The 15,175-nt window shown below is 72.1% G+C and carries 16 protein-coding genes; 8 read left to right on the top strand and 8 right to left on the bottom strand.

Annotated features, from left to right (window positions below):
• Positions 1 to 144 precede the first annotated feature (144 nt).
• From ACFZBB_RS27230 to ACFZBB_RS27220, 3 genes are all read right to left on the bottom strand, one after another.
• Positions 145 to 243 (bottom strand): Ms4533A family Cys-rich leader peptide, encoded by a 99-nt coding sequence (locus tag ACFZBB_RS27230; protein WP_355348626.1) that lies wholly within the window; start codon positions 241 to 243, stop codon positions 145 to 147.
• Between the two features lie 121 nt (positions 244 to 364).
• Positions 365 to 1,807: a DUF3152 domain-containing protein gene (locus tag ACFZBB_RS27225; protein WP_391127436.1), complete on the bottom strand. Its 1,443-nt coding sequence runs from the start codon at positions 1,805 to 1,807 to the stop codon at positions 365 to 367.
• A 21-nt stretch (positions 1,808 to 1,828) separates the two neighbouring features.
• Positions 1,829 to 2,848 carry an alpha/beta fold hydrolase gene (locus ACFZBB_RS27220; protein WP_391127433.1) on the bottom strand — a complete coding sequence of 340 codons (1,020 nt, stop codon included), beginning with the start codon at positions 2,846 to 2,848 and terminating at the stop codon, positions 1,829 to 1,831.
• 183 nt (positions 2,849 to 3,031) lie between these two features.
• Between ACFZBB_RS27220 and ACFZBB_RS27215 the strand changes: the two genes are divergently transcribed.
• From ACFZBB_RS27215 to ACFZBB_RS27200, 4 genes are all read left to right on the top strand, one after another.
• A complete protein-coding gene (locus ACFZBB_RS27215; RefSeq protein ID WP_391127431.1) occupies positions 3,032 to 3,298 on the top strand; it encodes a hypothetical protein in 267 nt (88 codons plus the stop codon).
• A 154-nt stretch (positions 3,299 to 3,452) separates the two neighbouring features.
• Positions 3,453 to 4,094, top strand: a complete 642-nt coding sequence (locus ACFZBB_RS27210) for a TetR/AcrR family transcriptional regulator (RefSeq protein WP_188281576.1) — start codon at positions 3,453 to 3,455, stop codon at positions 4,092 to 4,094.
• A gap of 155 nt (positions 4,095 to 4,249) precedes the next feature.
• Complete coding sequence (locus ACFZBB_RS27205) at positions 4,250 to 4,480, top strand: DUF3107 domain-containing protein (RefSeq protein ID WP_188281577.1); 231 nt, start codon at positions 4,250 to 4,252, stop codon at positions 4,478 to 4,480.
• Between the two features lie 137 nt (positions 4,481 to 4,617).
• Positions 4,618 to 4,896 (top strand): hypothetical protein, encoded by a 279-nt coding sequence (locus ACFZBB_RS27200; RefSeq protein WP_355348609.1) that lies wholly within the window; start codon positions 4,618 to 4,620, stop codon positions 4,894 to 4,896.
• A 72-nt stretch (positions 4,897 to 4,968) separates the two neighbouring features.
• On the opposite strand, the gene ACFZBB_RS27195 is transcribed toward ACFZBB_RS27200, so the two are convergent.
• Positions 4,969 to 5,697, bottom strand: coding sequence for a ferritin-like fold-containing protein (locus ACFZBB_RS27195; RefSeq protein ID WP_355348606.1), 729 nt, complete (start codon positions 5,695 to 5,697; stop codon positions 4,969 to 4,971).
• Positions 5,698 to 6,226: 529 nt separating this feature from the next.
• Here ACFZBB_RS27195 and ACFZBB_RS27190 point away from each other — a divergent pair.
• The 3 genes from ACFZBB_RS27190 (at position 6,227) to ACFZBB_RS27180 (ending at position 9,669) form a co-directional block, all read left to right on the top strand.
• The gene (locus ACFZBB_RS27190; protein ID WP_391127540.1) at positions 6,227 to 8,389 is read left to right on the top strand and encodes a DEAD/DEAH box helicase; all 2,163 of its coding nucleotides are present in this window, start codon (positions 6,227 to 6,229) and stop codon (positions 8,387 to 8,389) included.
• A 134-nt stretch (positions 8,390 to 8,523) separates the two neighbouring features.
• Positions 8,524 to 9,435 carry an alpha/beta fold hydrolase gene (locus ACFZBB_RS27185; protein WP_391127427.1) on the top strand — a complete coding sequence of 304 codons (912 nt, stop codon included), beginning with the start codon at positions 8,524 to 8,526 and terminating at the stop codon, positions 9,433 to 9,435.
• Positions 9,436 to 9,528: 93 nt separating this feature from the next.
• Positions 9,529 to 9,669 (top strand): hypothetical protein, encoded by a 141-nt coding sequence (locus tag ACFZBB_RS27180; protein ID WP_355348600.1) that lies wholly within the window; start codon positions 9,529 to 9,531, stop codon positions 9,667 to 9,669.
• 144 nt (positions 9,670 to 9,813) lie between these two features.
• On the opposite strand, the gene ACFZBB_RS27175 is transcribed toward ACFZBB_RS27180, so the two are convergent.
• From ACFZBB_RS27175 to ACFZBB_RS27160, 4 genes are all read right to left on the bottom strand, one after another.
• A complete protein-coding gene (locus ACFZBB_RS27175; protein ID WP_391127424.1) occupies positions 9,814 to 10,422 on the bottom strand; it encodes a MarC family protein in 609 nt (202 codons plus the stop codon).
• A gap of 216 nt (positions 10,423 to 10,638) precedes the next feature.
• Complete coding sequence (locus ACFZBB_RS27170) at positions 10,639 to 11,496, bottom strand: PHP domain-containing protein (protein WP_391127421.1); 858 nt, start codon at positions 11,494 to 11,496, stop codon at positions 10,639 to 10,641.
• A gap of 744 nt (positions 11,497 to 12,240) precedes the next feature.
• A complete protein-coding gene (locus ACFZBB_RS27165; RefSeq protein WP_355348593.1) occupies positions 12,241 to 12,879 on the bottom strand; it encodes a DUF6758 family protein in 639 nt (212 codons plus the stop codon).
• 113 nt (positions 12,880 to 12,992) lie between these two features.
• A complete protein-coding gene (locus ACFZBB_RS27160) occupies positions 12,993 to 13,586 on the bottom strand; it encodes a suppressor of fused domain protein (RefSeq protein WP_391127418.1) in 594 nt (197 codons plus the stop codon).
• Between the two features lie 376 nt (positions 13,587 to 13,962).
• Between ACFZBB_RS27160 and ACFZBB_RS27155 the strand changes: the two genes are divergently transcribed.
• Positions 13,963 to 15,099 carry a CorA family divalent cation transporter gene (locus ACFZBB_RS27155; protein ID WP_391127415.1) on the top strand — a complete coding sequence of 379 codons (1,137 nt, stop codon included), beginning with the start codon at positions 13,963 to 13,965 and terminating at the stop codon, positions 15,097 to 15,099.
• Positions 15,100 to 15,175: the final 76 nt, after the last annotated feature.

Genomic DNA, 15,175 nt, shown 5'->3' with positions numbered 1-15,175 from the left:
AGGGGCGCGCACAGCGGTGCGCGCGGAAAAGCGGAAACGGGTCGTGACGTGCGGGACCGAAGGGTCCGGCCGGAGCAGCCCGTGGCGGAGGAGACGCCGTCCTGTGACGGCGGCCGGGCCTCTACGCGGTGGGGCTGGATGCGGTCAGCGACAGTGAACGTCGGCGACGCAGTGCGCGGCCACGCCGATGAGCGCCAGCTCGATGCCGGCGCGTGCATACGGATGTGCGTGGTGGTGCTGCATGGACAGAAGCGTGCAGCGACGCGACACCAATTGTCAAAGCCAGATCAATGCGATCTCAAACGATCACTTATGGATCGCACCGCTGAGCGGGTCCGCGCCTACGGGATGCGGACGGCTCCGCCTACGGGAACGGCCACGCGTTCGGCTTGCACGTGGGGCCGCCGTCGAGCGACAGGAACTTGGTCTGCTGCATCATCACCGGGGCCGGGGCGCCCTCCTTGGGACAGCCGACGTGGCTGTGCCCGAGACGGTGCCCGACCTCGTGGTTGATCAGCATCTGCCGGTACTCGTGCACCCGCGCGGCGCCGTACGTACTGGCACCCTGCGCCCACCGGTAGGCGTTGATCATCGTGCGCGGAGTTGACGCGGAGTCACATGACACGTTCTCAACTGTCGTGTCCAGACCGGACTTCGCGCACCACTTCGCGGTGGTGCCGGGACTGGCGAGCGTAATGACGATGTCCGCGGGGCCGGTTGAGACCCGCTCGAAGGACATCTGTCCGCCGTGGCCCCAACTCCGGCTGTCGTTCAGGGTCTTGAAGACGGAGTCGCTGAAGAGCTGCGCGTTCAGCGGCAGCCCGCGCTCGACGTCCACCCGGAAGCGCATGACCTTGCCCTTGCCCGGCGCGGCCTGGTGGCCGCCGACCGTGCTGAAGGCGCCGGACAGCCTCAGGTCCGGGTCCAGCGGATAGAGCTTGGCCATCAGCTCGTCGTACGTGGCGGCGGCGGGCGTCGCCGCCGGGGCCCCCGCGGGCGCGCTCGCCGCGCCGGACGCACGGTCCTGCGAGCGCGACGCCTCGTCGGCCGCCGAGCGCGTCGCGGTGTCCTTGCCGCTGTCCTCGCTGTGCCGTTTCTCACTTCCGCCCACCTGTCCCGCGACCACCACGGCGAGCACCGTGACGACGGCCGCGGCGGCGATCCCGCTGAGCGTGCGCCCCTTGCCGCCGGATTTGGTGTCCACGGCCGTGCCCGCGTCCTCCTCCGGCTCCGGGTCCGGCTCGGGCGCGGCGGCCGGGCCGCCCGGCGGCGGGTCCGCGGGCCCTTCGGGCTCCTGCGGTCCGAAGGCGTCGAGGAATTCCTGCCGCGGGCGCGGGATCAGTCGGCCCGGCGCCTGCATCTGGCCGGGGCCGGGCGCCGACGCGTGCCGGGCGTACGAGCCCTGCCCCTGGCCCAGCGCGGGTCCCGCGGGCGGGGAGCTCAGCGCGGACGCCGTGTCGTACGCCTCCCAGTCCTCCGCCCACTCGTCGACGAGGTCGAAGGGCAGCTCACGGGTGCGCGGCGGCCCGGAGTAGCGGCCGGTGTCCGCCGCCCAGTCGTCGGCCGGGCCCCACGCGGTGTGCTCGCGGTGCTCGGGGTGGGCGGGCGCCGGACCGCCGTGGTCCTGCGGCCGGTACTGCGGGAAGCTCCCCGTGTCGTGGCCGGACAGCGGGCCGGGACCGCGGCGACGGCGCCCGCTGCCGGGGACGCCGGGCCGCAGGGGTCCTGGGACGCCCGGCGTTCCGGGCGCGCCCGGAACGCCGTTGTCACGGCCGTCCTGACCGTCCCGCGCGCTGTGCTTACCCACGTCGCCCACCCACGTCCTCGATCAGCTCCCGGTCGCCTCGGCGCCGACGGGCCCCGTGTCCGTACGGCCCCGGCCGTCGTCCTCGGCTTCCGCGACCTCGTCCTGGAGGTCACGGAAGCCCCGGGCCACCAGCTCGGGGTGCTCCATCATCGCCACATGGCCGCCGTCGGGGATGACCAACAGCCGGGAATCGCGGAAAGCCCTGGACGCCCGGCGGGCGACCTTGACCGAGACGAGCTTGTCCCGGCCTCCGTACACGAGCAGCGTAGGGGCGAGGACGCGCTCCGCCTGCCGCCACAGCGAATGCTGGCCACCGAGCGTGTACGCGTCCACGATCCCACGGGTGGAACGCACCATGACGTCCCAGAAATACGGCAGTTCGATCCGCCGCTGGTATTCGACGACCGCGTCGGCGCGGGCCTGCTCGCCGACCACCCCCGGGTCGCCGTAACAGAGCGCCAGCAGCTCCTGGGTTCTGCGCTCGGCCGGCCAGTTCCTCGTCGCGCGCAGATACAGCGCGGGGACGCCGGGCACCGAGAGCAGCCCGGTGGGCCAGGCGGTGCGCTGCGGCGGCAGTTCGGGGAGCGCGGGCGAGACCAGGGTGAGGGTGCGGACCAGGTCCGGCCGGGCGGCGGCGACCTTGACGGCCACCGCGCCGCCCAGCGAATTCCCGAAGAGGTGGACCGGGCCGCGGCGCTCGGCCTCCAGCAGCCGGACCACCGCCCGCGCGTGCCCCGGGATCGAGTAGTCGCCGTCGTCGGGCGGCGGGGAATGGCCGAATCCCGGCAGGTCCAGCGCCTGTCCCGCGACCCGGTCGGCCAGCGCGGCCATCAGCGCCGACCAGTTCTGCGAGGAGCCGCCGAGGCCGTGCACGAAGAGCGCGGGCGCCGTCCCCGGCCCGTCCGTACCGCGCGATCTGACCACCAGGGTGAGGCCGGGCAGGCTCGCCGTGCGCACCGATTCCCCCGGGGCGAGCCGCGGCCCGGGCGGGAGTACGACCGCCGGTTCTGCGGCCGTCTGGGGAACGTCGGTCGAGGGCATGGATGAATGTTACGAGACGATCACGCGTACGGCCGCGTGTTCGCGGTCACAAGAACCTCCGCAAGGGCCGGAAGCCGCCACGCGCTCCGACGGGCGCGCGCCGCACACCGCGGCCGGGAAGCCGCCATGCACGCGCCTGCCCGGCCGCCTAGGCTCAAGGGTGAGGCAAGAGAAGGAGGGGCCATGTCCGAGAACACCGGGAACGGCAGCGGGGACATCGAACGCTTCGAGCGTGAGGCCGACGAATTCGACGCCGCCCAGATCGCCCGCGACACCGATCTGGATCTGGAAGCGCCGGAGGCCGACACCGCCGAACAGCACGCGGAACTGCTCCAGCAGCACGACGAACCGATCACCGCGCGCCCCTCCCACCAGGTGGAAGAGGCTGATCCGGCCGACGCGGCGGAGCAGCGCAGGGTCGTCGCGCCGGACGAGGACGACTACCGCTGACGGTCGCCGCTCACCGACGGATACCGCAGGCGCTCTCGCGCGGAGGTTCCAGGTAGTGAGAATGTGCGACCGCACGGCGCACAGGGTCGTTACTGAAAAGTACGATGGCCATCGCAGTGTTCTTTCGTTCCTCACTTCAGATTTGGGAGGCGGCGTGACAGCCATCGAGCAAGCTCAGGCGAGGCCGCGCGGCACACGCCTGCCCCGCCGGGCCCGACGTGAACAATTGCTGGGCGCGGCCCAGGAAGTCTTCGTGGCGCAGGGTTACCACTCGGCCGCGATGGACGACATCGCCGAGCGGGCCGGCGTGAGCAAGCCCGTGCTCTACCAGCACTTCCCCGGCAAGCTGGAGCTCTACCTCGCGCTGCTCGACCAGCACTGCGAGTCCCTGCTGCACTCGGTGCGGACCGCGCTGGCGTCCACCACGGACAACAAGAAGCGCGTCGAGGCCACCATGGACGCGTACTTCGCGTACGTCGAGGACGAGGGCGGCGCCTTCCGGCTGGTCTTCGAGTCCGACCTGACCAACGAGCCCGCGGTCCGCGAGCGCGTCGACAAGGTCTCGCTCCAGTGCGCCGAGGCGATCAGCGAGGTCATCGCGGAGGACACCGGGCTCTCCCGCGACCAGTCGATGCTGCTGGCCGTCGGCCTCGGCGGTGTCTCCCAGGTCGTCGCCCGCTACTGGCTGGCGAGCCAGAGCACCGTGCCGCGCGACACCGCGGTGGACCTGCTGACCTCCCTGGCCTGGCGCGGTATCGCCGGATTCCCGCTGCACGGCGCGGAGGGCCACCACTGAGGCGGTGCCCCGCCGCCCCTCCCCGTCGCCTCGGGCCTGTTCGCTCACGGCGTTGCCGAGGTACGGATTTCCACCGGCCGCTCCGGGCTAGTCTTTGCTGCGTACGGCGCGAAACCAACCGCGCACACCGCCAGACCATCGGAGGTATCCAAGCCGTGGAGGTCAAGATCGGCGTGCAGCACGCGCCGCGCGAGATCAACATCGAGAGCGCGCAGTCCGTCGCGGAGGTCGAGCAGGCCGTCGCCGACGCGCTGTCCGGCGCCTCGAAGCTGCTGAGTCTGACGGATGAGCACGGCCGCAAGGTCCTGATCCCCGCCGACCGGCTCGCGTACGTGGAGATCGGCGAGCCGTCCGCCCGCAAGGTCGGTTTCGGCGCTTCGCTCTGAACGTCCGGCCCTGAAAGGGGCCGAAAGGGCGGCAACCGGTGCAACCGGTTGCCGCCCTTCGTTTTGTCCCGGCCTCCACGGGGGTAGGACCAGAGCGCACCGGTCCGTACCAGCCGTACCACCGGAAAGGGACCACGATGCTCTGGGAAGCCGTCGCCTACGTCGCCCTCGGGCTCGGCGCCGCCTACGCGGCCGCCCGCCTCTTCCCGCTCCGGCTCCCGTTGAGTCCGCTGCTGCTGGCCACAGGACCGATCGCCGCGCTGCTCGGCGGCCTCGTCACCCGCACGATCGTCGGCCCCGGCCACCCCGAGGCGACGCTGCCCGCCGCGCTGGCGGTGGGGGCGGCCATGCTGAGTGTCCTGGCCCGCCCGCCGAAGCGTGGCCGCCATGCCAAAGTGACCGCGTCGAGCGTCTGACGCGGCCACCGGCGTCCTCAGGAGTCGTGACGGGACCGGGCGTGACGGGGTGGAGAGTTACGGGGTGAGGCGTTACGCGGCCAGGCCCAGCGCGGCCATCCGCTTGGTGTGCGCCTCGGTGATCCGCGAGAACATCCGCCCGACCTCCGCGAGGTCGAAGCCGTCGGCGACCCCGCCGACGAGCATGGTGGACAGCGCGTCGCGGTCGGCGACCACCCGCTGCGCCTGCGACAGGGCCTCGCCCATCAGCCGCCGCGCCCACAGCGCGAGCCGCCCGCCGACGCGCGGCTCGGCGGCGATGGCGGCGCGCACCTTCTCCACGGCGAAGGTCGCGTGCCCGGTGTCGTCCAGGACCGCGAGCACCAGCGTGCGCGTATCGGTGTCGAGCCGGGCGGCGACCTCGCGGTAGAAGTCGGAGGCGATGGAGTCGCCGACGTACGCCTTGACGAGCCCTTCGAGCCAGTCCGAGGGCGCGGTCTGCCGGTGGAATTCGTCGAGCGCGGCGCCGAAGGGCTGCATCGCCTTGTTCGCCGACTCGCCGATCTCGGTGAGCCGGTCGCGCAGCCGCTCGAAGTGGTGGAATTCGGCGGCGGCCATCGCGGCCAGCTCCGCCTTGTCCTCCAGGGTCGGGGCGAGTTTCGCGTCGTCCGCGAGCCGTTCGAAAGCGGCCAGCTCGCCGTACGCCAGGGCCCCGAGCAGATCGACGACGGCGGCCCGGTACTGCGGGTCCGCGGACGCGGCGGTCCAGTCCTGGGCGGCGATTCCGGTGGCGGGCGTGGTGTTCTCGTCAGGCGTCTCCATGCTGGGCACAATAGCCAAGTCGGAGCGGCCCGTACGCACCCGTGCGGTGATCTTCGCGGGGCCGGTGACAGGCCGATGACGTGCCGGTGCCGTCCCGAACGAAACATTTGATCGGGTGCAGCTACGTGTTTCCGGGGTAGAGTGGTATTGCACCCGCCGAAAATCGGCTTGCTTCCGATCCTCGGCGGGCGACGTATGCAACACCTGGATGCCCGGTCGGTGGCCCGATCGGCTCCGACACCGACCGCCCTCCTGACATCGGGAGGGGCCCACTCGCGACACAAGCGAGGGCAGCGGTCCCGCGCTGAACAGCCGCCCACGGCTGTACGACACCTCTGCGCGGTCAGTGACCGGCGTCGTCTTTTCCGCGACACGGCCGCTCGACCCCCCTCGCCGCACAGTGCCGCGTCTCACAGAAGAGGCAAGCATCCTGTCCACCACCACGACTTTCCGCAGTCTCGGCATCCTGGCCGAGACCGCCGAGGCACTTGAGGCCGTCGGCATCATCACCCCCTTCCCGATCCAGGAGATGACGCTCCCGGTCGCCCTCGCGGGCAACGACGTCATCGGCCAGGCCAAGACCGGCACGGGCAAGACCCTCGGTTTCGGTCTGCCACTGCTGGAGCGCGTCACCGTGACCGCCGACGTCGAGGCCGGGCGCGCCACCGCCGACCGGCTCACCGACGCCCCGCAGGCCCTGGTCGTCGTCCCCACCCGCGAGCTGTGCCAGCAGGTCACCAACGACCTGCTGACGGCCGGCAAGGTCCGGAACGTACGCGTGCTCGCGATCTACGGCGGCCGGGCGTACGAGCCGCAGGTCGACGCGCTCAAGAAGGGCGTCGACGTGATCGTCGGCACCCCGGGCCGCCTGCTGGACCTCGCGGGCCAGAAGAAGCTCGATCTCAAGCACATCCGTTCGCTCGTCCTGGACGAGGCCGACGAGATGCTCGACCTGGGCTTCCTGCCCGACGTCGAGAAGATCATGGGCATGCTGCCGGTCAAGCGGCAGACGATGCTGTTCTCCGCGACCATGCCCGGCGCCGTGATCAACCTGGCCCGCCGCTACATGTCGCAGCCCACCCACATCCGCGCCACCGCGCCGGACGACGAAGGCGCGACCGTCGCGAACACCACGCAGCACGTCTTCCGCGCCCACTCGCTGGACAAGGTCGAGCTGGTCTCCCGCATCCTCCAGGCCGAGGGCCGCGGTCTCGCGATGATCTTCTGCCGTACGAAGCGGACCGCCGCCGACGTCGCCGAGCAGTTGGAGAAGCGCGGTTTCGCCTCCGGCGCGGTCCACGGCGACCTCGGCCAGGGCGCGCGCGAGCAGGCGCTGCGGGCGTTCCGCAACGGCAAGGTCGACGTGCTGGTCTGCACCGACGTGGCCGCGCGCGGTATCGACGTCGAGGGCGTCACGCACGTCATCAACTACCAGACGCCCGAGGACGAGAAGACCTACCTCCACCGCATCGGCCGCACCGGCCGCGCGGGCGCCTCGGGTATCGCGATCACGCTGGTCGACTGGGACGACATCCCGCGCTGGCAGCTCATCAACAAGGCGCTGGTGCTGTCCTTCAACGACCCGGAGGAGACGTACTCGACGTCTCCGCACCTCTACGAGCTGCTGGGCATCCCGGTCGGCACGAAGGGGATACTGCCTCGGGCGGACCGGACGCGTGCCGGTCTTGACGCCGAGGTCGTCGAGGACCTGGGCGAGACCGGTGGCCGCGGCGCCCGTGGCAACGGCCGTCGGCCGGCCGGCGGCAAGCCCGCCGCCGCGCCCGTCGAGGACCGCCCGGCCCGTACGCGCACTCCGCGCCAGCGCCGCCGCACGCGCGGTGGCGAGGCCGCGTCGGATACGGCCACCACGTCGGCCGTCGCCGCCGAAGCCGTGGAGTCCGCCGTCGCGGTCTCCCAGCCCGGCACGGACGAGACGGCCGCGCCCCGCACCCCGCGCCGCCGTCGTCGTACGCGCGGCGCCGCTCCCGAGGCGGTCGCCGTGGAGACGGTGACGGCTGTCGAGCCGGTCGCCGCCGCTCCGGTCGCCGAGGAGGCCCCCAAGGCACCGCGCCGCCGCCTGCGCAAGGCCGCCGCTGAGCCGGTCGGTGCGGAGACTCCGGTCGCCGCCGTGGTCACGCCGGTGGTCGAGGAGGAGGCGCCCAAGGCGCCCCGCCGCCCGGCCCGCCGCTCGATCCTCAACGGCGAGCCCGAGGAGACCGCGGCCCCGGTCACCCCGGTCGCCGAGGAGGCGCCCAAGGCACCGCGCCGCCGCACCCGCAAGGCGGTCGCCGAGGCGCCCGCCGCGGTGACGCCGGTGGTCGAGGAGGAGGCACCCAAGGCGCCCCGCCGCCCGGCCCGCCGCTCGATCCTCAACGGCGAGCCCGAGGAGACCGCGGCCCCGGTCACCCCGGTCGCGGACGAGGCGCCCAAGACGCCGCGCCGCCGCACCCGCAAGGCCGCGACGGCCGTCACCGCCGAGGTGCCCGCACCCGCGGTCGCGCCGGAGGCGGAGAGCACCGCGGACGCGCCGAAGCCGGTGCGCAAGCGGGCGCCCCGCAAGACCGCCGCCGCTGCCGCGGCGGTCGAGGTCGCCGAGGTACCGGCTCCCGCCACGGCGGGGGACGAGGCGCCGAAGACCCCGCGCCGCCATACTCGCAAGGCGGTCGCCGCGACGGCCGCGGACGAGGGCTGACCTCGGCCGTCTCCGCCGCCGCACCCGTACGGACGAACGCCCCCGGCCCCTCGGCCGGGGGCGTTCGCGTGCCGGGGACACCGGGATCGGGCGGAGGCAACCTGTCGGACATATGCACCGCGTAATCTCGGTTCATGAGCCGACCCACTGCCCTGGATCTGCCGGAGAACGCATCCGCCCATCGGCTGGAGACGGCCCGCGGATCCTTCGCCGTACTCGACGCCTCCCCCGCCCCCGACGCCCCGCCGCGCGGCACCGCGCTGCTTGTGCCCGGCTTCACCGGCAGCAAGGAGGACTTCCTCCCGCTGCTCACCCCGCTGTCGGCGGCCGGTTTCCGGGTGGTGGCGGTGGACGGCCGCGGCCAGTACGAGTCGGGCGGCCCGCGCGAGGAGAGCGCCTACGCGCAGGGCGAGTTGGCGGCCGACGTGGTCGCGCAGACGGCGGCGCTCGCGGCGGACGGCGGGGGCGGCCCCGTGCATCTGCTGGGCCACTCGCTGGGCGGTCTCGTCGTACGGGCGGCGGTGATCGACCAAGGTCCCGGCGCGTGGGCGTCGTTGACGCTGATGAGCACGGGTCCGGGTGCGATCTCCGAGGAACAACAGACCCGCACCCAGTTGTTGATCGATGTGCTGCCGGTGATGGATCTGGAGGCCGTCTGGCAGGCGATGCGGTCGATGGACGCGGAGAACGGCGAGCAGCCGGACACCCCGCCCGCCGTCGAGGCGTTTCTGCACCGCCGCTGGGTGACTACGCTGCCAGAGCAACTCGCTGTCACCGCACGGCAGTTGATGGACGAGCCGGACCGGGTGGACGAGCTGGCCGCGGCCGGGCCGCTGCCGAAGCTGGTGATCTCGGGCGAGGTCGACCATGTGTGGCCGCCGTCGTGGATGGACGCGATGGCGACTCGGCTGGGCGCCGAGCGCGCGGTGATCAAGGGCGCGGAGCACTCGCCGAACACCGAGCGTCCCGCCGAGACGGCGGCGGCGCTGATCGCCTTCTGGACCGGCGGCGCGGGGGACTTCGGCACAAGCCTTACCGGTGAGTAATTAGATCGAGAAAGTGTTTCTTTAGTCTAGGGAATGTTTTCGAGGGGGTGTTGGTTGACTACACATGTAACGAGCGACGAAGGGAGAAGCCCCATGCGCTTCGAGATCATGCGACTCGACGACCGAAACGGCAACGCCGTGGACAGCACCGTCGTGGACGCCTCCGCCGTCAACAAGATCGTGCAGCAGGCCGCTGCCATAGGCCAGCGCATCTACATCCGCCCCGCGGACTGACGACACCACAGGGCCTGGCCCACCGCATCGGCGCCCCGTACATGAAGACGTACGGGGCGCTTTCGCGTGTCCGGGGGCCCGGCGGGGGCCACGGGAGGCCGTGGGACGGGCCGCGGGAGGCCGTGGGAGGGGCTGCGGCAGGGCTCAACCCTCGCCGTGGATGAAGCCGAAGATGCCGTTGGCGACCTGCTGGACGGCGATGGCCGACAGGAGCATGCCCGACAGCCGGGTCACCAGCACCACACCGCCCTCCTTGATCAGCCGGATGATCGCCAGCGAGTACCGCATCGTCAGCCACAGCACGGCGTGCATCGCGATGATCGCCACCCACACCGACAGCTGCTGACCGAACCCGTCCGCGTGCTGCACCGCCAGGATCACGGTCACGATCGCGCCGGGCCCCGCCAGCAGCGGCATCCCCAGCGGCACCAGCGCGACGTTCACGTCCTTCGTCTGCGTCGGCTCGTCCGCCTTCCCGGTCAGCAGATCCAGCGCGATCAGCAGAAGCAGCAGCCCGCCCGCCACGCGCAGCGCGGGCACCGACACATGCAGATAGTCGAGGATCTGCTGCCCGCAGATCCCGAACACCGTGATCACCCCGAGCGCCACCAGCGCCGCCTGCCACGCCATCCGGCGCTGCACCTTCGTGGCGCGCCCCGAGGTCAGCGCGAGAAAAATGGGCGTGATACCGGGCGGATCCATGATCACGAAGAGCGTGACGAATACCGACCCGAAGAGGGTGACGTCGAACATGGGGCGACTTTCTGGTGAGGGGGGCGAGTCGGGCTGCGCCCGGCAGACGGCGTGTGGGGGGGACGGGCCCACCGGGCCGGCGGAAACCCCCGCGGGAGGCTGTCAGCCGACATCACATCCGCACGGGTGGCTGGGGGCCGGAAAACGCACCGCGCCGCAGGCGCGGGAAGAGGCCCGGGGGCTCCCCGAAGCGAGGAGCGGGGCCACGTAGTGGCGCTAGACGGCGCTGATGGGTACCGCGCCCGTCGCCCGCCGGGCGATCTCGCGGTAGACCTCGGGGTCGGTGACGCAGTCGCCGAGACGGCAGGTCTTGCGACTGCCGTGATAGTCGCTCGACCCGGTGGCGAGCAGCCCCGTCTCGGCCGCGAAGGCCCGCAGCCGGGCCCTGGTCGGGGCGTCGTGGTCCACGTGGTCGACCTCGATCCCGTCGAGCCCGGCCGACGCCAGTTCCGCTATCACCGACTCCGGTACGGTCTCGCCGCGCGTGTGCGCGCCGGGGTGCGCGAAGACGGTGACCCCGCCCGCGCCCTTCACCAGCCGTACCGCGTCGAAGGGGTCCAGCTCGTGCTTGGGTACGTAGGCCCGCCCGGCGTTCGTCAGCCAGTCGTCCGTGAAGGCGTCGGAGACGGTGGGGACCACGCCGAGCTCCACCATGGCGGTCGCGATGTGGGGGCGGCCGACGGAGCCGTCCCCGGCGATGGCGGCCACCCGCTCCCAGGTCACGGGCACGCCCAGCTCCTGGAGCTTCGCCACCATGGCCCGCGCCCTCGGCACCCGGTCGTCCCGTACCAGCTCCCGCTCCCGGTACAGCTCCGGCTCCTGCGGGTCGAACAGGTACGCCAGCATGTGCATGCTGATCCCGTCGATCCGACAGGACAGCTCCGCGCCGGTGACCAGCGTCAACGGCACCGTCAGCTCGCGCAGCGCCGCCGTCGCCTCCGCGTACCCGCCCACCGTGTCGTGGTCCGTCAGCGCCACGACGTCCAGACCGGCCCCCGCCGCGTTCCGCACCAGCTCGGCGGGCGCGTCGGTGCCGTCACTCGCGGTGGAGTGAGCGTGCAAATCAATCCGCACCGGGGCGCTCCGCTGGGCAGTAGTGTCTTCTCGGCCAGCCGCCAGCATAAGCCTTCCCCCCACCCCGCCCGCCGCTGGTACGTCGCCCCCGCAGCCCCTCCGCCCCTCACGGGGACCACCCACTTTCGCCCAGGTGGGCGGAGGACCTGATTTTTAGGGGCGCACCGTCTTTCGTCCGGAACTCCCGCAGGTCACCACCCGCCCCAGCGGGACAGATCGGATGTCGCCGGACCACCGGCCGGTGGGGGCGGGCCGCGCGGTTCCCCGCGCCCCTGACGGGGCCCACCGCCTTTCGTCCGGACGGCGAGCCGATCTTTTCAGGGGCGCGGGACTGTGTTTGATCTGCGGCCGCCGCCGCGCGGGCGCGCTCAACCACGACGCCCCCGCACGTCACCACCCGCCCCAGCGGGGCAGATCGGATGTCGCCGAACCACCCGCCGGTGGTGGCGGGCCGCGCAGTTCCCCGCGCCCCTGACGGGGCCCACCGCCTTTCGTCCGGACGGCGAGCCGATCTTTAAGGGGCGCGGGGCGCGCTCAGCCACGACGCTCCCGCACGTCACCACCCGCACCAGCGGGGCAGATCGGATGTCGCCGGACCACCGGCCGGTGGGGGCGGGCCGCGCGGTTCCCCGCGCCCCTGGGGCGTGCCCACTGGCGCGAGGTGGACGTACAGGGGCGTGCCCCTGAAGAGCGAGCACCTGGCGCAAGGCGCGGGTAGGGGGTGGGGTGGCCCCCCGGGAGGGGTCAGGCGAGGAGGCGGGGGGAGAGGGCGCCGCAGGGGAGCATGTCGACCTCGGCCCCGGCGTCGCGGAGGTCGGTGAGGACGAGCTCGTCGTACATGAGGAGCCCGGTCTGCTCGGGCCAGACGATGGCCCAGAGCCAGAGCCCGCGGGCCTCGCCGGCGAAGACGACGCGGTCGTCGGGGGCGCCGTTGACGTGCCAGAGAGGAGTCGGCCGCCCGGCGGCGAGCACCTTGGCGTGCGGGGGCTTGTCGACGCACATGCCGGGCCCCGGATCGGGCCCGGGAATCCCGGCATGGCGGGCGCCGAGCCCGACGCCCAGCTCCTCGGCGATGAGCATGAGTTCACCGGGTCCGCCGAGCGGACCGGGTCCCGAGCAGGCCACGGCGGTGGCCCGTCCGCCGCTGCGGTCGTCACCCGCGGCGGCGACGCCGGAGAAGAGCCAGCCGACCGGCAGGGGCCACGGCATCCAGACGGGCACCTGGGCGCGGTGTACGACGACGCCGAGCGCCTCGACGCTCGGGGGCACGACGGGTTGCAGCGGATACACGGTCCCGTGCTCGTCGCACTGCCAGGAGTCGGCGAAGAGGCCGGGCGCTCGCACCCTGCCACCGCACTTCGGGCAACTGGGTTCGCCCCTCATAACGCCCAACGGTCCTCCGGGTGCGTGCCCCCGTCAAGGACGATCACCCAGGTGGTTCAGCGACACCACGCGTCTGGCGGAGCGCGGGACGCGACCGCGACCGGCGGCCCGGATCAGCCGAGGGCCACGGCCCCGCGCAGCGGATCACGGAGGTCCGTGCCGTGCGAGAGCCAGCGTTCCTGGAGAGCGGCGGCGCCGTGCACCCGCTTCCAGGCGGCCTCGGTGTGGGTCATCGGCAGCAGCGGCAGGAAGCGGACGGGGTCGAGCGGCGGGTCGAGGGCGTCGAGCACCAGATCCTCGACCAGGCCGCCGCCCTCGGCGACGAGCACGGCGGAGAAGGGCGCGCCCGGCCAGAGCGGCTCGCCGACGTCCAGCGAGTTGCCCGGGGCGACGACGACCCCTTCGACCTGCGGAGAGGCGCCGAGTACGGCGAGCGGCCGCAGCACCTTGTCGGTTTCGGCCACACCGGCGCGTACCGACAGCAGCAGTTCGGCGCGCGGGCCGCGTACGGGATCGGCGACGGTGGCGAGAGGATCGTTCATGGGCTGCGCCGACATCCCGAGGGTGGCGTATCGCAGCAGGTCACCGTCGCGGTAGCGGAGCACTTCGATGCGGTCGACGCCGAGGAACGTCACGGCGGCGCGCGCGTCCGGCGCGCCGAAGGCGGAGCGCAGTCGCGCCTCGACCTGCGTCAGGAGATCACCCATGCGGCGAGCATAGATCGCGTATGGAACCGGCCAAGCGCGGTCGAGGGGGCACGCGGACGCGCTAAGGTGGGGTGTTCATATACGACATCCCCCAGCGGGGCATGGCCGGAGGAGGTGGGGACTGCAGTGGATCCGAGTCGACCGTGCAGTACCGGCAGCTCTTCCGAACGCCGTCCCGTGATGTGAGCCTGCGCGCTACTTACCCGGCCCTTGTGCCGTGAAACGCGTGACCTCACGATCCTCACGATCTGCCCGCGGAGCGAATCCGCGTCGGAAGAGCGCCCTGAACTGCCTGGTGATCAGCCAGTACTGATCCCGTCCTGATCAGCATTCAGTGCGGCGTGATGCCGTCGGCCAGTCCGTGAAGGAGCTTGCCATGTCGATGATCCGTGATCTGCGCGCTGTCGTACGCCCCGCGCTGCGCAAGAGCACCGCGTCCTACGACTACGGACCGACTCACGACGTCTCCGCCGTCGGCAGCGCGGTGGTGGACTGCGCGGTCTACCGCGACGGCGTACGGTGCAGCGACACCGTCGGTCTCAGCGAGGCGCTGGCGAGCGTGCGGGCCGGGCGCAGCGGCGAGCAGTGCGACGGGCGCGACGGCTTCGTGTGGATCGGTCTGCACGAGCCGACCGAGCAGGAATTCGCCGGTATCGCCCAGGAGTTCGGCCTGCACCCGCTGGCGGTCGAGGACGCGGTCCACGCCCACCAGCGGCCGAAGCTGGAGCGGTACGACGACTCGCTGTTCACGGTCTTCAAGACGATCCGCTACGTCGAGCACGCCGAGCTGACCGCCACCAGCGAGGTGGTGGAGAGCGGCGAGGTGATGGTCTTCACCGGCCGGTATTTCGTGATCACCGTGCGGCACGGCAGCCACGGTTCGCTGCGCTCGCTGCGGCACCGCCTCGAGGACGACCCCGAACTGCTGGCCAAGGGCCCGTCCGCGGTGTTGCACGCCATCGCCGACCAGGTCGTGGACGACTACCTGGCTGTCACCGAGGCCGTGCAGGACGACATCGACGAGGTCGAGATCGACGTCTTCTCGGCCGAGAACGGCAAGTCGTCGCGCGGCGGCGACGCGGGCCGGATCTACCAGCTCAAGCGCGAGGTGCTGGAGTTCAAGCGCGCGGTGGCGCCGCTGCTGCGGCCGATGCAGGTGCTCGGCGAGCGGCCGATGCGGCTGATCGACCCGGAGATCCAGAAGTACTTCCGTGACGTCGCCGACCACGTGGCCCGCGTCCACGAGCAGGTCATGGGCTTCGACGACCTGCTGAACTCGATCCTCCAGGCCAACCTCGCGCAGGCCACCGTCGTGCAGAACGAGGACATGCGCAAGATCACCGCCTGGGCGGCGATCCTGGCCGTCCCGACGATGATCACCGGCGTGTACGGGATGAACTTCGACACGATGCCGGAGCTGCGCTGGAAGTTCGGCTATCCGACCGTGCTGATCGGCATCGTGGCGATCTGTTACGTGATCCACCGCGGCTTCCGGCGCAACGGCTGGCTCTAAACTCCGGCTCCGGCTCCGGCTCCGACGCGGGTCCGCGCTCCGGCTCCGACGCGGGTCCGCGCGGCGGCTCCGACGC

It is taken from the genome of Streptomyces sp. NPDC008139 (genome assembly GCF_042957025.1).
Classification (GTDB): domain Bacteria; phylum Actinomycetota; class Actinomycetes; order Streptomycetales; family Streptomycetaceae; genus Actinacidiphila.
The sequence above is the reverse complement of the archived record's forward strand: the minus strand, read 5'-3'. Positions and strand labels throughout refer to the sequence as shown.

Coding starts and splice junctions, on each gene's coding strand:
- ACFZBB_RS27230 (WP_355348626.1), bottom strand. CDS start 243: ATGCAGCACCACCACGCACATCCGTATGCACGCGCCGGCATCGAGCTG.
- ACFZBB_RS27220 (WP_391127433.1), bottom strand. CDS start 2,848: ATGCCCTCGACCGACGTTCCCCAGACGGCCGCAGAACCGGCGGTCGTA.
- ACFZBB_RS27215 (WP_391127431.1), top strand. CDS start 3,032: ATGTCCGAGAACACCGGGAACGGCAGCGGGGACATCGAACGCTTCGAG.
- ACFZBB_RS27200 (WP_355348609.1), top strand. CDS start 4,618: ATGCTCTGGGAAGCCGTCGCCTACGTCGCCCTCGGGCTCGGCGCCGCC.
- ACFZBB_RS27195 (WP_355348606.1), bottom strand. CDS start 5,697: ATGGAGACGCCTGACGAGAACACCACGCCCGCCACCGGAATCGCCGCC.
- ACFZBB_RS27190 (WP_391127540.1), top strand. CDS start 6,227: ATGACGCTCCCGGTCGCCCTCGCGGGCAACGACGTCATCGGCCAGGCC.
- ACFZBB_RS27185 (WP_391127427.1), top strand. CDS start 8,524: ATGAGCCGACCCACTGCCCTGGATCTGCCGGAGAACGCATCCGCCCAT.
- ACFZBB_RS27180 (WP_355348600.1), top strand. CDS start 9,529: ATGCGCTTCGAGATCATGCGACTCGACGACCGAAACGGCAACGCCGTG.
- ACFZBB_RS27175 (WP_391127424.1), bottom strand. CDS start 10,422: ATGTTCGACGTCACCCTCTTCGGGTCGGTATTCGTCACGCTCTTCGTG.
- ACFZBB_RS27165 (WP_355348593.1), bottom strand. CDS start 12,879: ATGAGGGGCGAACCCAGTTGCCCGAAGTGCGGTGGCAGGGTGCGAGCG.
- ACFZBB_RS27160 (WP_391127418.1), bottom strand. CDS start 13,586: ATGGGTGATCTCCTGACGCAGGTCGAGGCGCGACTGCGCTCCGCCTTC.
- ACFZBB_RS27155 (WP_391127415.1), top strand. CDS start 13,963: ATGTCGATGATCCGTGATCTGCGCGCTGTCGTACGCCCCGCGCTGCGC.